At 40.4% G+C, this 16,403-nt stretch carries 15 protein-coding genes; 9 read left to right on the top strand and 6 right to left on the bottom strand.

Going from position 1 to position 16,403, the window contains the following annotated elements:
* The first annotated feature begins 167 nt into the window (after positions 1–167).
* Complete coding sequence (locus GTU69_RS00515) at positions 168–1,418, top strand: DUF4010 domain-containing protein (RefSeq protein WP_166167806.1); 1,251 nt, start codon at positions 168–170, stop codon at positions 1,416–1,418.
* Here GTU69_RS00515 and tsaA read toward each other — a convergent pair.
* Complete coding sequence (gene tsaA / locus GTU69_RS00520) at positions 1,415–2,137, bottom strand: tRNA (N6-threonylcarbamoyladenosine(37)-N6)-methyltransferase TrmO (RefSeq protein ID WP_166166766.1); 723 nt, start codon at positions 2,135–2,137, stop codon at positions 1,415–1,417. The two genes, GTU69_RS00515 and tsaA, sit on opposite strands and share 4 nt — an antisense overlap.
* A gap of 105 nt (positions 2,138–2,242) precedes the next feature.
* On the opposite strand from tsaA, the gene GTU69_RS00525 reads away from it, so the two are divergent.
* Positions 2,243–3,022: a ferredoxin--NADP reductase gene (locus GTU69_RS00525; protein WP_005236496.1), complete on the top strand. Its 780-nt coding sequence runs from the start codon at positions 2,243–2,245 to the stop codon at positions 3,020–3,022.
* 60 nt (positions 3,023–3,082) lie between these two features.
* Here the strand turns inward: GTU69_RS00525 and GTU69_RS00530 are convergent, their stop codons facing one another.
* Positions 3,083–3,718 carry a cation diffusion facilitator family transporter gene (locus tag GTU69_RS00530; RefSeq protein ID WP_166166769.1) on the bottom strand — a complete coding sequence of 212 codons (636 nt, stop codon included), beginning with the start codon at positions 3,716–3,718 and terminating at the stop codon, positions 3,083–3,085.
* A gap of 82 nt (positions 3,719–3,800) precedes the next feature.
* Between GTU69_RS00530 and GTU69_RS00535 the strand changes: the two genes are divergently transcribed.
* The 3 genes from GTU69_RS00535 to GTU69_RS00545 all read left to right on the top strand — a co-directional run bounded on the left by GTU69_RS00535 (position 3,801) and on the right by GTU69_RS00545 (position 5,970).
* Positions 3,801–4,229: a Cd(II)/Pb(II)-responsive transcriptional regulator gene (locus tag GTU69_RS00535; RefSeq protein WP_166166772.1), complete on the top strand. Its 429-nt coding sequence runs from the start codon at positions 3,801–3,803 to the stop codon at positions 4,227–4,229.
* Positions 4,230–4,300: 71 nt separating this feature from the next.
* On the top strand, positions 4,301–5,701 hold the full coding sequence (yegQ, locus tag GTU69_RS00540; protein WP_166166774.1) for a tRNA 5-hydroxyuridine modification protein YegQ: 1,401 nt from the start codon (positions 4,301–4,303) through the stop codon (positions 5,699–5,701).
* Positions 5,702–5,715: 14 nt separating this feature from the next.
* Positions 5,716–5,970 carry a YfhL family 4Fe-4S dicluster ferredoxin gene (locus GTU69_RS00545; protein ID WP_086195634.1) on the top strand — a complete coding sequence of 85 codons (255 nt, stop codon included), beginning with the start codon at positions 5,716–5,718 and terminating at the stop codon, positions 5,968–5,970.
* Between the two features lie 240 nt (positions 5,971–6,210).
* On the opposite strand, the gene ahpF is transcribed toward GTU69_RS00545, so the two are convergent.
* The 4 genes from ahpF to GTU69_RS00565 all read right to left on the bottom strand — a co-directional run bounded on the left by ahpF (position 6,211) and on the right by GTU69_RS00565 (position 10,912).
* On the bottom strand, positions 6,211–7,776 hold the full coding sequence (gene ahpF / locus GTU69_RS00550) for an alkyl hydroperoxide reductase subunit F (RefSeq protein WP_166166776.1): 1,566 nt from the start codon (positions 7,774–7,776) through the stop codon (positions 6,211–6,213).
* A 222-nt stretch (positions 7,777–7,998) separates the two neighbouring features.
* Positions 7,999–8,922 (bottom strand): hypothetical protein, encoded by a 924-nt coding sequence (locus tag GTU69_RS00555; RefSeq protein ID WP_166166778.1) that lies wholly within the window; start codon positions 8,920–8,922, stop codon positions 7,999–8,001.
* 45 nt (positions 8,923–8,967) lie between these two features.
* The gene (locus GTU69_RS00560; protein ID WP_166166780.1) at positions 8,968–10,098 is read right to left on the bottom strand and encodes a toxic anion resistance protein; all 1,131 of its coding nucleotides are present in this window, start codon (positions 10,096–10,098) and stop codon (positions 8,968–8,970) included.
* 25 nt (positions 10,099–10,123) lie between these two features.
* On the bottom strand, positions 10,124–10,912 hold the full coding sequence (locus GTU69_RS00565) for a tellurium resistance protein (protein WP_166166782.1): 789 nt from the start codon (positions 10,910–10,912) through the stop codon (positions 10,124–10,126).
* A 352-nt stretch (positions 10,913–11,264) separates the two neighbouring features.
* Between GTU69_RS00565 and GTU69_RS00570 the strand changes: the two genes are divergently transcribed.
* From GTU69_RS00570 to GTU69_RS00580, 4 genes are all read left to right on the top strand, one after another.
* Positions 11,265–12,515 carry a YncE family protein gene (locus GTU69_RS00570; protein ID WP_166166784.1) on the top strand — a complete coding sequence of 417 codons (1,251 nt, stop codon included), beginning with the start codon at positions 11,265–11,267 and terminating at the stop codon, positions 12,513–12,515.
* 81 nt (positions 12,516–12,596) lie between these two features.
* On the top strand, positions 12,597–13,085 hold the full coding sequence (locus GTU69_RS00575) for a hypothetical protein (RefSeq protein WP_166166785.1): 489 nt from the start codon (positions 12,597–12,599) through the stop codon (positions 13,083–13,085).
* 2,449 nt (positions 13,086–15,534) lie between these two features.
* The gene (locus GTU69_RS17065) at positions 15,535–15,738 is read left to right on the top strand and encodes a transcriptional regulator (protein ID WP_240921563.1); all 204 of its coding nucleotides are present in this window, start codon (positions 15,535–15,537) and stop codon (positions 15,736–15,738) included.
* A 280-nt stretch (positions 15,739–16,018) separates the two neighbouring features.
* Positions 16,019–16,348: a hypothetical protein gene (locus tag GTU69_RS00580; RefSeq protein WP_166166787.1), complete on the top strand. Its 330-nt coding sequence runs from the start codon at positions 16,019–16,021 to the stop codon at positions 16,346–16,348.
* Positions 16,349–16,403 lie beyond the last annotated feature (55 nt).

The raw sequence follows: 16,403 nt of genomic DNA on the forward strand, positions 1-16,403 counted from the left end.
TTCTAAACTGATTTATATAACCGTTTACTGCAAAATAAACTATAGCTGTTTTTCATGAGCATTATGCTTTTACTTTCGGACATTTATAGCCAATAATGCCGAATATGCTGTTTAATTCAGCAGCTGAATATGCATAACCCGATAATTGGATTTTCCCTGTGAATAATATGCTGAATCTGCCCCTTCAAAGTACATCATTTCAAGCCTTGCTGATGATTATGGCAGCAGCATTGGGCTGTGGCTTGCTGATTGGTTTGGAACGTGAACGCAGCAAGCAACGTGAAAATCAGCATAGCTTTGCCGGGGTTCGCTCATTCGCAATCTGCGCTCTACTGGGAGCCTTGTGTTTTGCTTTTGGCGATATCTTTGGCGTGATTGGTGCGCTGATTGTAGGCGGTATCGGTATTTTTTCACTGAAGAACCAGCTGCAAGATCCCGGGGTTACCACCGAACTGGCTTTTGTCATGACTTATTTCATTGGTGCGCTGTGTGTGTGGAATATTACGCTGGCTGCTAGTCTCTCTGTGATACTGACCTTCATTTTAATGATGAAACAGTCCATGCATGGGATTGCTGGAAAATGGATTACCGGGGCAGAACTTAAAGATGGTGTATTTTTACTGGCCCTAATTTTAATCGCTTTACCGCTGACCCCTGATACACCTTTATGGGGCAACGTGCTTAATCCGCATATTATTTTAAAACTGCTCACCCTGATTCTTGTCGTGCAAGCATTGGCACACATTGCCAAACGTTTACTTTCAAGTAAGAAAGCTCTCATACTTTCTGCAATTGCTTCCGGATTTGTTTCCAGTACAGCAATGATTGCACATTTAGGTATACAAGTACGCAATGAAGAAGCCGATGCCCGATCCAATGCCGGTGCAGCACTGATGTCATGTGTATCCACTTTGGTACTTTTATTGATTGTGGTAGGAGGAGTCTCCTTAATCTGGCTAAAGCTGCTGATATTTCCCTCGCTCATTGCAATCAGCATTTTAGCACTGTGTGCTTACTGGCTTTTACGTAAAGCAGGGCGTGTCGAAGAAACAGAACCTGTAGATAGTGCCATGTTCAGTCTAAAAGAAGCAGCCATTATTGCAGGGACATTAACGGTCATTCAGGCCGGTGTACATGGCCTAGAACTCTTACTGGGTGATTCCGGATTAATTGCAGGTACACTGCTGGCTTCACTGTTTGAAATTCATGCCGCTGCAGCCGCTGTAGTGATTCAGGGTGAACCGACAAATGCAAGCTTGCTCTATGCAATGATGTTAGGTCTGGGTGCTCATGCCGTTTCTAAATGCATTAATGCAGCAATAAGCGGAGGATTAAAATTTGCACTTTATTTTGCACCTATACAAATTCTGCATATGGCTGTTTTGATCGGTGTACTTTGGTGGCTGGTACAACATTAAGCTGAAAGTTCAACAATTTCTATGACTGTAATGCCATCCAAGTCCACCCTGAAACTGATATCAAAATCGGCAAACTTCATTTTATAAATCCGCTCCACATCATTTTGATAAGCCGGCCTTGGATCAAGCGATAAAACCTGTTCAAGTTCGTTTACAATTTGCGCTGTCAGTGTCTTTTGCTTGAGCAAAGTCTGCTTTTGCTGTTCGGCATTTTCTGTCCAGATCACAGAATGTCGTTCAGGTTCATCCTGTGCATAACCACTTTGCGCCGTAACGACAGCATCTGAATATTGGATATAAGGTTTAATATCGACAATCGGCGTGCCATCCAGAAGATCGCTCCCTGTCACATACACACGTACAGACTTGCCAACTTTTTTCACTGTCTTCAGCTGGACAACGGATAGACCTATCGGTGATGGACGGTACATACTGCGTGTTGCAAATACCCCAATTTTTGTATTCCCCCCTAGGCGCGGCGGACGAACTTGTGGTCTAAACTTTTGACTTTCCTGTTTATTTTTATTTTCATGAAACTGCCACAACAGCCAGAGATGACTAAATTCATCAATCCCTTCAAAAGCTGACAAATCATTATAAGGTTCAACCATTTCAATATAGGACTCAACCTGTACCAGATTGGGTTGGCGTGGAATGCCAAATTTTTCTTTATAGGGCGATCTCATATACCCGATTATTGGCATTTTAAGCTCAGTCATAATCACTTTTTCTGATAAGTTCAATTAAATATATTCAGTTTATCGAGAATGTTTTTAGATTAGAATAGTAACCTGTTCTAATTTGATAACTTATTGAGACCTTTAATGGCTGCTTTCAACGTCGAAAAGATTACTCACGTCCACCACTGGAATGACACTTTATTCTCTTTTAAAACAACTCGTGATACTGCATTACGTTTTAAAAACGGACAATTTGTGATGATCGGTCTTGAAGTGAATGGTAAGCCTTTAATGCGCGCTTATTCAATTGCAAGTGCTAACTACGAAGAAGAACTCGAGTTTTTCTCTATTAAAGTTCCAGATGGTCCTTTAACTTCTATTCTGCAAAAAGTAAAAGTGGGTGACGAAATTCTGGTTTCTAAAAAACCTACAGGTACTTTGGTTCTGGACGATTTGAACCCGGGTAAAAACTTGTACCTTCTTTCTTCTGGTACTGGTCTTGCTCCATTCCTGTCTGTGATTCGTGACCCTGAAACTTACGAACGTTTCGAAAAAATCATCGTGGTTCACGGTACACGTTTCATCTCAGAATTGGCATACCAAGATTTAATTCTCAACGAAATTCCAAACCATGAATTCTTCGGTGAGTTAGGTGCTAAAGAAAAATTAGTGTATTACCCAACTGTAACTCGTGAAGAGTTCCATACTCAAGGTCGTGTAACCACTGCCATTGAATCTGGTCAATTATTCGAAAAAATCGGTCTGCCACGTTTCAACCCGGAAACTGACCGTGCCATGCTTTGCGGTAGCCCGGCATTCCTGGACGACGTAGCTGCTCTTCTTGATCAGCATGGTCTAAAAGAATCTCCACGTATGGGTGTTCTAGGCGACTACGTAATTGAACGTGCATTCGTTGAAAAATAAGATTCCCTGAATATAAAAAACCGGGCTTAGTAGCTCGGTTTTTTTGACTTTTCCCTTTAATTACTCAGATGCATGTACAAAAGGCTTATTCTCTTTGCGCTCTTGTAAAGATTTTTGAATGACTTGATATCCTGCTGTTAAACCTAAACTTGCCATAATTAAAGCGACGACAATATCAGGCCACATGCTCCCTGTACCAAACACACCGACGGCAGCCAAAATCACCGCGACATTACCAATGGCATCATTACGGCTACACAGCCAGACCGACTGCATATTTGAATCACCATCACGAAAGGCATATAAAATCACTGCCGCAGTGACATTGGCAATTAAAGCAAGCAGACCAATTGCCCCCATAGTCATGGCTTCAGGCGGAATACCTTGTAGATAGGCATAAATAGCTTTACCCATAACCACGAAACCAAACAGCGCCATGGTCACGCCTTTTAACAACGCCACCGTAGCACGCCAGTATAGGCTTGCACCCAATACGGCAAGTGAGATGCCATAATTCACCGCATCACCAAAGAAATCGAGTGCATCTGCCCACAGTGCCGATGAATGGGCATATGCTCCCCCAATCAATTCCACGATAAACATCACAATATTAATAATGAGCGCAATCCACAAAGCAGTCCGAAATTTACTATGTGGCTTTTGCGGTGCAGGTTCATGACTGCAACTACATGCCATTTTTCACCACCTCTATGACTTTATTTAAAACCTTGTTTGTATTATTGTTATTCAAAACTATGGAGTAACTCCAAGGTCAAGTATGAATACACCTAAATATTATTTAATTAAAGAATTAGCCAATAAGACCCAGCTCAGCACTGACACGATCCGTTTTTATGAGAAGAAGAATCTGCTCCAACCCAGCTTTCGTGGCGACAATAATTATCGCTATTATGATGAAAATACATTCAAACGACTGATGTTTATTAAACGCTGTCGCACGCTCGATATTTCACTCAGCGAGATTGAAGCATTGCTTGAACTAGAACAACAGCCCTCGCAAAGCTGCCATGCAGTGAATCAGCTGATTGAACAACATATTAAACAAGTCACTGATAAAATTATAGAATTACAAAAATTTCAACAACAGCTCATCCAGCTACGGGCTTCTTGCAGTAGCACCAAAACCATTGACAGTTGCCAGATTTTAAAACAACTCGAAGCCGAAAATAAGGAAATATCCAACTAATTTACTGGGTTGAATCTAATTTTTAAATCCATACAATTAAGCCATATTTTTAATATGCCTTTAATTTTGTCATGAGCATTACTCACGTTACAGAACTTCTTTCACCTGCCGGCTCACTAAAAAACATGCGCTATGCTTTTGCCTATGGTGCCGATGCGGTATATGCAGGTCAGCCACGTTATAGTTTACGTGTGCGTAACAATGCTTTCGATCATGACAATCTGGCCATTGGTATTACCGAGGCACACGCTTTAGGTAAAAAGTTTTATGTGGTGGTGAATATCCAGCCACATAACTCCAAGTTGAAAAACTTCATTCGTGACCTGGAACCAGTGGTTGCCATGAATCCGGATGCACTAATCATGTCCGACCCAGGCTTAATCATGATGGTGCGTGAACATTTTCCCGACATGCCTGTACATCTGTCCGTACAGGCCAATGCCGTGAACTGGGCAACGGTCAAATTCTGGAAAAACATGGGTCTGACTCGTGTCATTCTGTCACGTGAACTTTCTATCGAAGAAATTGAAGAAATTAAAAATAATGTTCCTGACATGGAAATTGAAGTTTTCGTGCATGGTGCATTATGTATGGCTTATTCCGGTCGTTGCTTACTTTCTGGCTATATGAATAAACGTGATGCTAATCAAGGCGCCTGCACCAATGCCTGTCGCTGGGACTACAAAATTCACGAAGCAGCTGAAGATGAAACTGGAGATGTGATTCCAGTTCAACAAATTGAAGAATCATCATCATGCTGCAAAAACAAAGATGCCGATGAGCAACACGCCCTAGAACAACACCAATTTGGCGAACCGGTTTTATTACAACGCAATGAAGAAGACATGTTTGCTGCTGAAGAAGACGAACATGGCACCTACTTCATGAACTCTAAAGACTTGCGTGCGGTACAGCATGTCGACCGTTTAACCAAAATGGGTATTCATTCCTTAAAAATTGAAGGTCGTACCAAATCATATTTCTACTGCGCGCGTACTGCACAGATCTACCGTAAAGCCATTGATGATGCGCTAGAGGGCAAGCCATTTGACCCATCCCTGATGACTCAGCTGGAAGGTTTGGCAAATCGTGGTTATACGGAAGGTTTCCTGCGTCGTCATATACATACTGAATATCAAAATTATGAAACCGGTTCATCGCGTTTTGACCATCAGCAATTTGTTGGCGAAGTTCTGGAACGCAATGGTGACTATATCAAGATTGAAGTCAAAAACCGTTTTGTGGTGGGTGACTCGCTTGAGCTGATGACGACTTCAGGCAATATCACTTTTACTTTAACAGAAATGAAAGATAAAAAAGGTAACCTGATTGAAGATGCCAAAGGTTCAGGCCATGTCGTGGATATTCCTGTTCCTGCCGATGTTGACATGAACTATGCCCTGCTGATTCGTAACTTGCCGAATTCAACGGCAGATATTTCAGCATCTTCTTTGGCTTATCAAGCCATCTAGTTTGAGAGATCAGGATGGCTTTACTGATTACCGATAAATGTATCAACTGCGATATGTGTTTGCCTGAATGTCCGAATGAGGCCATTTATGAGGGTGACAAGGTGTATGAAATTGATGTGAAGCGCTGTACAGAATGTGTCGGCTTTTATGAGCACCAAACCTGTGTAGCCGTGTGTCCAATTGAGTGCATTATTCCTCATCCTGAACATATGGAAACGCAAGAACAGTTGATGCAGAAGTTTAAGGACTTGAATTTATTCAAATCTTAAAAAAATCTTTGGAGATGGCATTAAAATTGCTTAATTAATAATACAACAAGTTTGGGGAAAGAAAAATAAAAAGGCAAAACAAAAAATGCAGAAGAACAGAATAACCATGGAAATGGTCATAATAAAAAAAGGAACCCAGAGTTAGCATGCTGAGTTCCTATAAACAGGGTAAAACAAAAACTTGGGGAACTAAAGCCAAAGTGTCTATGTCAATATACATAGCCACTTTGGCTTTTTTAGTTACTGTCCCGAACGGATAATGTAATCAAAGGCAGATAGCGATGCCTTGGCACCTTCACCTGTAGCAATGATGATCTGCTTGTACGGCACTGTGGTACAGTCACCAGCAGCAAACACACCCTTCACGTTGGTTTCGTTGCGCTCGTTAATCACGATCTCGCCACGATTGGTCAGTTCAACAGCGGTTTCTTTCAGGAAATCGGTGTTTGGCAACAAACCGATCTGTACAAAAATTCCCGCCAGTTCAATCGTATGTTCTTCATCCGTTGCACGGTCCTTGTATTTCAGTGCAGTAACCTGTGAACCGTCACCGACTACTTCAGTCGACAGCGCATTCTTGATCACGGTGGTATTTGGCAAGCTGTTAAGCTTATCCTGCAGGACTTGATCGGCACGCAGTTTGGTATCAAATTCCACCAAAGTTACATGCTCGACAATCCCGGCCAGGTCAATCGCTGCTTCAACACCCGAGTTACCGCCACCGATGACTGCAACACGTTTGCCTTTAAACAGTGGACCGTCACAGTGCGGGCAGTACGCCACACCTCGGGTTTTATATTCCTGCTCACCCGGAACGTTCATTTCTCTCCAGCGTGCACCTGTCGATAAAATGATGGTTTTGGATTCCAGTGTCGCCCCATTTTCCAGAGTGACTTCAACTAAACCGTTGGCCGTTTCATCCGCACCTTTGATGTTGGATACACGTTGCAGGTTCATGATGTCCACACCATACTCACGTACATGCGCTTCCATTTCGGCGGCAAATTTCGGACCCTGGGTTTTCTGTACGGAAGTGAAGTTTTCAATGTCCATGGTATCCATGACCTGACCGCCCATGCGCTCTGCCACGATTCCGGTTTTAATGCCTTTACGCGCGGCATAGATCGCTGCGGTGTTGCCGGCAGGGCCGCCACCAATCACCAGCACATCAAAGGCGTCTTTGGCATTTAACTTTGCAGCATCTTTGGCTGCAGAATTGCTGTCCAGTTTGGCAATGATTTCTTCCAGCGTCATACGGCCCTGACCGATGTGGGCGTTGTCTTGGAAGACCATTGGTACCGCCATGATCTTGCGTTGTTCCACTTCATCCTGGAAAAATGCACCGTCAATCATGGTCGCCGTGGTGCCTGGATTATAAATCGCAATCAGGTTTAGAGCCTGTACCACGTCCGGACAGTTATGGCAGCTTAAGGAAACAAATACCTCAAAATCAGCCGTTAAACTTAAACCCTTGATCTGTGCCAAGACTTCATCCGACACTTTTGGGGCATAACCCGACACTTGTAACAAGGCCAGAATCAGGGAGGTAAATTCATGTCCCATCGGCAAACCGGCAAAGAAGACACGCGGTTCTTCACCTTGTTTTGCCACCCCAAAGCTTGGGGCCCGTTTATTTGTACCGTCGAAGCGTGCAGTGACTAAATCAGACAAAGCTGTAACTTCAGTCACCAGTTCTTTAATCTTGTCAGACTTATCTGAATTATCCAAAGTCGCCACCAGTTCAATCGGGCTTTCCAGACGTTCCAAGAGTGTTTTAAGTTGTGCTGAAGTATTTTGGTCTAACATGGCTAACGTCTCCAAGGGAGTAAATGCTTATTTAATAAAGCTATAGTAGGCTAAATATTTAAATAGGTAAAACAGTTTGTTTTTATAATTACAATCGGAATATTAAATTAAATAAGTTTTACCCTGTTTTGGTCTATCCTGCCCTTCAGCATTGCCTGAATCATCTCACTGAAAAAGGCATCAAAAAATAATAAAAGCCCATTCCAGGGCTTTTGAAATGCATCATTTAAGCTGCATACGTTGCTCAACTCTGAATATTCGCCTTTTTAAATGCTGCGACAGCAGCAGTAGAATTACACTTAAAATTCCGAACAGTATGGCAGCAGCAATAATCAAAATTTGTACCACTGAACTCATTTGCTCTGCCTGAGCTACCTGTCTGGAAACAATCTTTGCCATTGGCGTTAGACTTTGTCCATAAAGCTGATGCTGCATGGTCCAGAGCTGTTCAGGCTTAAAACCATATTCAAAAAAATCAGGATCTGTTTTTTCCGCTTTCACTAAAGCTAGAACTTGTGGAATAGCCGCATCCTTATCCACTGGTTGATGTAGTAATGCTGTCTGGGCCAGCAGATAAGCTTTGACTGGCTCATCGACTTCACTACGCTGTAAATATTGTGCCAGCTCGCTTTGCTGAATATTTTTATCGTATTGAATGACTTCCCTATAGGCATCATTCTCTTCATTATTTAAATCATATTGCAGATAGGTCAAGCCTGACCACAGCACAATAAAAGCAATAATCCAGCCGACAAACTTCAAAATAAAAGACTGAAAACGGACATAGAAGAAACGGATTTTTTTCAAAAAATGAATGACAAAAAATGCGCCCATAAAAGAAACGAACATCTTTAGAATCAGCCAGCCAAACCATGACAACAGGTTACTAAAATAATCCCGATGCTGGCCAAGTTCAGCAAGGTTTGCATCTACACTGAGCGGTATATGCAATTGCTTCAGTTCCGTGGTAATACCGAAAAAACTATAGACAAAATCATGCTGTAGAAAACAAGCCACCACTGAAGCAAGGAAAATGGTGCTGCTGGTGATCGCCAATAACATCACATTGCGTTGACGCTTCTTCAGCATCACCACACCATTTTCAATCTGTTGCGAATTCACAGCATATTCATCCAAGGGAGGCAAACGCTTTCTCCTAAAGTGCTGACATTAAACTTAAACAAAGAGTTACTATTTATTCATTCCACTGTTACTCGATTCTATCACCAGATGATTCAGATTTTCCTGCAAGGCACGTAAACGCGTTGTCGCTTCAGCACGTTTCTGCATCCCCTCTTTTTGTACCTGAATCACGTCATTCACTGTTTTAATGAGGGTATTCTGCACATGTTCAAGCGTTTCGATATCAATCACTGAACGCTGGTTGGCTTTGGCCGTAGCCACCGAATTTTGATGCAGCAAGTCGGCATTACGGCGTAACAGATCATTGGTGGCATCATCTATACTATTCGCCAGCTGGACACTGTTTTTCTGTTCATGCAGGGAAATAGCCAAGCTGATCTGGTTTTTCCAGGCCGGTAAGGTAATGTTTTTAATGGCATAAAACTTATCCACCAGCATCAAATTATTAGACTGGATAATCCGGATCATCGGCAAGGTTTGCATGGCAGACTGCTGTAAAACCTGTAAATCACTGACCCGTTTTTCCAGATTATTGGCCAGATGATTCAGGTCATAGACCTTTTGTACCGTAGGCTGATCTTGGGTTTTGGCCGTTAAATGTGCAATATGCTGCTGAATTTCCTGCTCTTTTAATTTTCCCGCCGCAATATAGATGCCCAGCTGTCGGTATTCCTCCTGCACGCCCTGAAACATTTTATCCAAAGTGTCCACACGGGTTTTCAAGCCCGACTGGGACGTTTCAATTTCTTTGACCAGTACATCAATCTGTTCTTTGGTGCTATGAAAATGCTGATCAAAATTTTGCTTGGCCCCTTTCATTTTACTGATCAGGCCACCCAAAAAACCCGTACTTTGTTTCTTGTTCAAAATACTGCTGCTATTCAACTGCTGGGCAATCTGCACCACCTGATTTAATTTTTGACCTGTGGTGTCCAGCTCCTTATTTTGTACAAGATTCAGCAGTTCATCGGTATAACCCGAGGTTTTCGTAGCAATATTTTTCCCATATTCCGCCACTGCATTATGGCTCATTTCAGCCAGTTCTTTATGTGCATTCTTCACTTCATTAAAGTCTGAATCCTGCAAACCAATTTCCTGTAAATTCAATTGCTGAAACTGTTGCTGAACAAGATCCTGAGTGGCTTCAGTGGGTAAATCTTTGTGTTCTAAATCGGTCATGCTTCACCTGAAAATTAGGGTCTGATTAATGTATAGGTTTCTCGAGTGATTTTTTTAAAGTATGAATTAACTTCTCTCTGCTATGCTCCAGCTTGTCCAGTTCAATGCCCGAACTGTTCTGATTGCTTTGTTTAACATGATATTGCCAGGCAGGAATCAGTACTTGCTGCGCTTCCTTAAAACGGTCCAGCAAAGTAAAAGAAAGCTGCTGTGATAACTGCATCTGTGTAATTGCAATATCATTACTGGCTTGCAAAGTCTGTAATAAATTGATTTTTTTCGATAACCTTTCAGCAAAATTATCCAGAGGATGTAGGTTCCTGACAAAATTTGGATATTCCAGTAAGAACTCTTGCGCTGCCCGAATGTATTTTGCCATTTGCTCACGATGCCCGAGTAACTGCTGAAAACGTGCCTGGGACTTTTGTATTTCAATCTGCAATTTTTGACTTAATTGATTGGCCCGATGAAGCAATTGATCCAGATTTTTGTAATACTCGACCTGCCCGGAACCATATTCCAGATCAATTCCCAACCACTTTTGCAAGGCATTAAACTTGCGGCGGGTCAGATATTTTTTTGAATCGGCCAATGCCTGAATCAGCTGTTCTATGGTGCTGCTTAATTGCTGGGTCAGATGTGGATCAACCCCGTTTAATAGCACAGACTGAGCCTGAATGACTGAATCGGCATAATGATTCAGACGATATTGATCCTGTAGCAAAGGGACCAAATCATTCTGCTGAATAGACAGCAGTTCAGCCCGATTCACTTCAATGTCAGCTAAGGCAACAAGCATATCTATCTGAGACATAATATTGGAAACTCAACAAAATCATTTTTATAGTACGACTTCTGTATAAAAGATCATGTAGTGTTTTGCAATTTTTCCGTACCTCCATCAGAGATGTGGCTAAAAGCTAAAATAGGGTTCGGCAATCCGTCGGAAAAACAATCTGCTCTGTACTCATAATAAATTGATTATTCAAATGTTTATAAAATAAAAGACACTTTCAGGTCATTTTTAGCGCGTGTTTTTATCGGATTATCCAAGATTTGATAGTTGAATTCTTTATTCTATGCTTCAGCGAATACAGGAGTATTCAGCAACAATGAAAATTCAAATAAAAAATCGATTTCATGGATCTGAATCGGAGAATAATGATATGAAAAACAAAAATCTTTTCCTCAAATGGAGTGTAAATGCGTTATTTGCATCAATCGCATTCACATCCCTGAATAGCCATGCCACGACATCTGTAATGCCTGCCCCGGCGAATAGCCAACAGGTATTTTTTGTGGGCAATAACTGGGATGGAACGGTAACCGTCATTCGTCCATCGGGTGATTTTGGTAAAATAGGTGTGATCAACATGGTTCCTGATCGCAAAGAGCGTTTGACGGAAATCCACCTCAATCCAATTAAACTGATTGCCTATACTTACATTCAGTCCACCGCTGGAGAAGGTCATGATCAGCTGGTGGATGACATGTATTCCACACCAGATGGCAAATCTGTGGTGGCATCGCGTCCAAGTTTTGCTGATGTCGTGTCGATTAATATTGCGACGGGTAAAATCAACTGGCGTACTCCTATAGAAGGCTTCCGTGCCGATCATATGGCAGTTTCTCCTGATGGTCAGCGCTTAGCGGTATCGGCATCTTCAGGCAATGTGGTTCAGGTGCTGGATATCAACACGGGGAAAGAATTGGGACGCTTTGCAACTGGCGACAAACCACATGAAAATATTTTCTTTAACGGTGGCACAAAAATTCTAAACTCAGCCATTGGTAATGTGGAAACATCCATGGATGCCGCATGGCAAGATTTCACCAAAGGGAAACGACTCCTTACCATTGCCGATGCCAATACCTTTAAAGTCCTCAAAACCATTGATTTCCGTCCAGCACTCGATGCAGTTGGCCGTAAAGATTTGTCCAATGCGGTACGTCCGATTGTCCTGAGTAATGATGAAAGTAAGATTTACGCACAGGTTTCATTTTTTAATGGCTTGATTGAATATGACCTAAATCAGAATAAAGTTACTCGAATTGGTCAACTCCCAGGTAGCTCGACTATTCCGTCTGACCGGACCAAATATGTAAATGACTCGCGTCATCATGGATTATCAATTAGTGCTGATGGTGAAAAACTATGTGTCGCCGGGACCATGGATGACTACGCAACAATTGTCGACCGCTCAACCCTAAAAGCAGGAAAGCTAATTGCTGCAGGCAAGCCTTATTGGGCAACACAAAGTCCAGATGGAAAAAGCTGTGTAATTTCTGAAAGTGCGACTGATGTGGTTACCGTGATTGATTTCGCAACGGGTGAAAAAGTACTGAGTGTTCCTGTCGGAAATCACCCACAACGGGTTCGTATCGGTTATGCACCTGCGGGCTGGTCAACACATTAATGTTTATTTTTTATAAATTGTACAGACCTGATCTAAAGATCGGGTCTGTTTTCATTTAAATGCAAGAGCAGGATTTCTGACATGGATCGTAGCATACAACTTGGTCTTATCATTGGCTCTATTGTGACCTTGTCCCTTATCGTCGTGGTTTATATGTTTAAGCCACTCCCCTCACCACCACATACAGCAAAACCACAAGAAAAATCCACTCCAGCTGTAGCCACACCTACTGTTGAAAAAAAAGTTATATCTACCACACCCGTTCAAACAGATACCGTATCGGTGCCAAATCAGGCAGAATTACTTCAACAACGCGACCGGCTATATAAAAATTTTGCAGCCATTAGCGACGCTTTGAGTCATGGACAGCAGCCCGATTTACGTCAGGTGAGCCAAATGTTGGAACAGCAAAAACAGCTCGTCAGAACAGGCACGGTTGCTGCGAATGAAGCTATTTCATATTGCCAGTTTTTAAGGCAGATTTTACCGGCAATGGAACGTCAGATTGACCAAAATATTATAGAGTTAGAGAAGCTTAAGCGTAGTGCTATACAAAAAGCGCAGTCGTGATAATCAATAACGTTAATGAACTTCTTTCATCAGCACCTTTAATTTCTTCCTATGAAGGGAGAAAAATAAAGACGATTTATCAAGTATGGAAAAATTTAATATAGTCTGAAACATTAAAATATGTTGCCTTATCTATTTCGTCCAATATTAATAAATAGTGTGCTCGTCCAATCATTTTTGCAGCTCAGATGTCAATCCTCTCAATTCTTGACAAAATTTTTCAAAGGCTTTGCTAAATAGATGATCATTTACAACTTTCGCACATTTAGCAAAGGAAAGCCCAAGACACTACAATCCAATTTATTCTAAACTTGAGGGAACTACCAATCCCAATACATCAAGATTTTCACCTTTGATATTTTGATCTAATTACTTTCTCAGCCAATGTGCTTACAATGCATTTTTCATTCTTATTAAGTTCTAAAAATTGATTATCAAAAGCATGAAAAAAAAATGAAAACCGCCTTAACCAATCTCTTTCAAACAATCCCGACACACCTTGATTTCTTTGTCATCAACCGTGTAGTCAACTTCAGTAGCACCATGCAGGCCAAATAAACACATTAAGAATTGGAGCATAATTTTTTCCAAAAAAAAGTCCTATGCGAGGGATGCATAGGACCAAAACCAGAGAAACTACAGCGTTTCAATTTGTTGGCGCATTCTAAATATGTATTTAAAATATATGAATAGCAAAAACTACCAAAATTTATAAAAGATGAAATTTTATAAATAAAAACCAGAGTATTTTTATGCCTTAGTTTTTATACATATTCTAGAAAAAGAAAATCCCCGACATATTAATGACAAGGCTTATATGTCGTAATACTTTCGACAAAAGATAAAAATCTTCAATAAAAAAGCCTGTTTAACTCTCCAAAATTAAACAGGCTTAATTGCGCCAATACCTTAGAATTTTTGGAGTTATTATTTGTTTTCAGTGAATATAAGATTAAATTATTTCAGCATTGTGAAAATAAAAAAATATGATTATTAATTTAATTAATCGCATTTTTTTTGATCAGTGATTACTTCACTTCTTTCAAGCAATAACGGCATACCTTAATTTCTTTACCATCAATCGTGTATTCAATTTCAGTCGCATCATGAAGACCAAATAAACGCCTTAAGAAACAATGAAGCATTACTTTTCTCCGTGCAAAAAAAAGCCCACACATGGAAAGACGATGTGGGCTTATAAACTAAGGATCTTGAAAGACCATTCAGAAACTACAGCAGTTTCTATTGGCTATTTTGTACACTATTCAAGTAACATTCAGTGGCGGAATATACCAAAAATTAAAATATTACTAATTTAATCAAAATTTTAGAAAGACTTGATTAATAATATATTAAATATTAAAAAACCCGCTTAATCTGGGGATGTGATTAAGCAGGTGAAGTCTTTGATAACCATTTTATTATTTTTATTAACGCTGTGTTCTCTTGATGTAGTTAAAAATTATCACTCTAAAGCAAATTACAAAGTATAAAAAATATGCATAAATAGTTTCTGTTCGGTTACTTTAAGTTATTTTTGATTCTTGTTAGACAATAATAATTATTAAAATCTAATCTGGGTGCCCTGATATTGCTTACACAAAAAACATTTCTCAGGGCATTAAAAACGCTCACATTACTGTGAGCGGTTATGGTACTTCTCGTCTTTCCGAGTGTCAGTCGTTTTTCCCAGCTAGGCGATATATAACTTCGTCTAACCTGATAAAAAATTACCCGGTATTTGCTATTTAATCAATCAGTTTATTTCGTAATTTTTTGATAAATATCACGTTTATTTCACAGCTGATCTGATTTTGAATTGATTACCACAGAAGTTCTATGCTGTGGTTCATAGCGACTCACAATCACACCAACCTAACATGCATGGTCTGCTTTACTTGCTTTCATTCTAAAGTTTGTTTGAATTGTCACACCCGTGCGAGGTTTTTACTCTAAGGCATGTTCTGCTAAGCAACACCAAAGCAAGTTTAAGCCACCACGGCTATGGCGTAAACCACACGTTCTTGGCTTAGGTATTTTCATGACGCAAATTCCAAAAATCTTGACGTAAATTTAACTGCATTATCAGCAAAAAATAGCGATTTTAAAGATAGTGCTGTTAAAGGTAGACTTTATTCAAGACAACAAAAAAGGGTTTTAAGCTACTGATTTCGCTTAAAACCCTTATAGCACATGGCTTAGAATTTTGGTAGGTATAAGCAATACTTAAATACACCCTAACACATTGTTAAAAATAAAATTAAATTTAAATAATCCAAATGTGATACATATGTGATACACAAATCTGTTTGTTTAAATTACAAACAATTGGTTCATATGATTAAACAACAAGCACTTAAATCAACTTTAAACTTAAAAGTACATCCCGGCTAACTATAGTGTAACTGAGATTCACTTATGCCCATAAAGATTAAGGGATGCCAACACAATGAACTACAATATTCAACCGCTACGTCTTTCAATGAATGACACATGTAAAGTTTTGAGCATCAGCCGTAATGGTTTACGTTGTTTAATTAGTAAAGATAAAACATTTCCTAAAGCGATCAAGGATGGGGTATCTAAGCAAGCGCCCGTGTATTTCGACTATAATGACCTTCTTCAGTGGCATAATCAGAAGAAAGCTAGTTAAAAAAAAGCAACCTCTTGGTTGCTTTTTTTAGCATTAAAGGATCATCATAATTTACTGAGTCCTTCTTTCACTCAATATGTGCCATCAAACCGCACTAATTACGTTCCAACCTCTCATAATTATCAATATATATCAAGTAATTATCACAAGGCGTATTAATCAGTATTTGTTCACCCGTAGCACTTTGAATACTGTAAATGGTCGCATTCGCCGTATGTTGCTGGGCAATACCTCCTTGTAATTCGATCAAATCCGCTGTTTCTTCAGAGGAGGGGTAAGAATGTCATTAACTAAAGAACAAGCCGTTGAAAAAGCCTATCGCGGTATCGAATTAGAGCGAGAATTAGAGAACGTTATCAACCCAGGCCTCAAGAGAGCTTTGCAGTGGATGTTTTTATTCTTGGTTATTGGAATTTTTTTCTTTCCCTGCTTAGTGGTTGCCTTAATCTGCTTTGCTATTTATCACTTTGGAAGCAAGAAAAAGCAGGATTTGTCGCTGGAACTTCAAGAAATTCAAGCAACTTTAGTACATGAGATTGAAACGCTTGAAGAAACTTCTGAAGTACGAATCGCCCTAGCTGAGATTATGGCAAAGCATACTTCAATTTAGCCCTCTGAATGCTCCTAATTTGCGTTGTGAACGCGTTTAGCTTGTTAAGTGAAGA

This window comes from Acinetobacter sp. SA01, assembly GCF_011319235.1.
Classification (GTDB): Bacteria; Pseudomonadota; Gammaproteobacteria; order Pseudomonadales; family Moraxellaceae; genus Acinetobacter.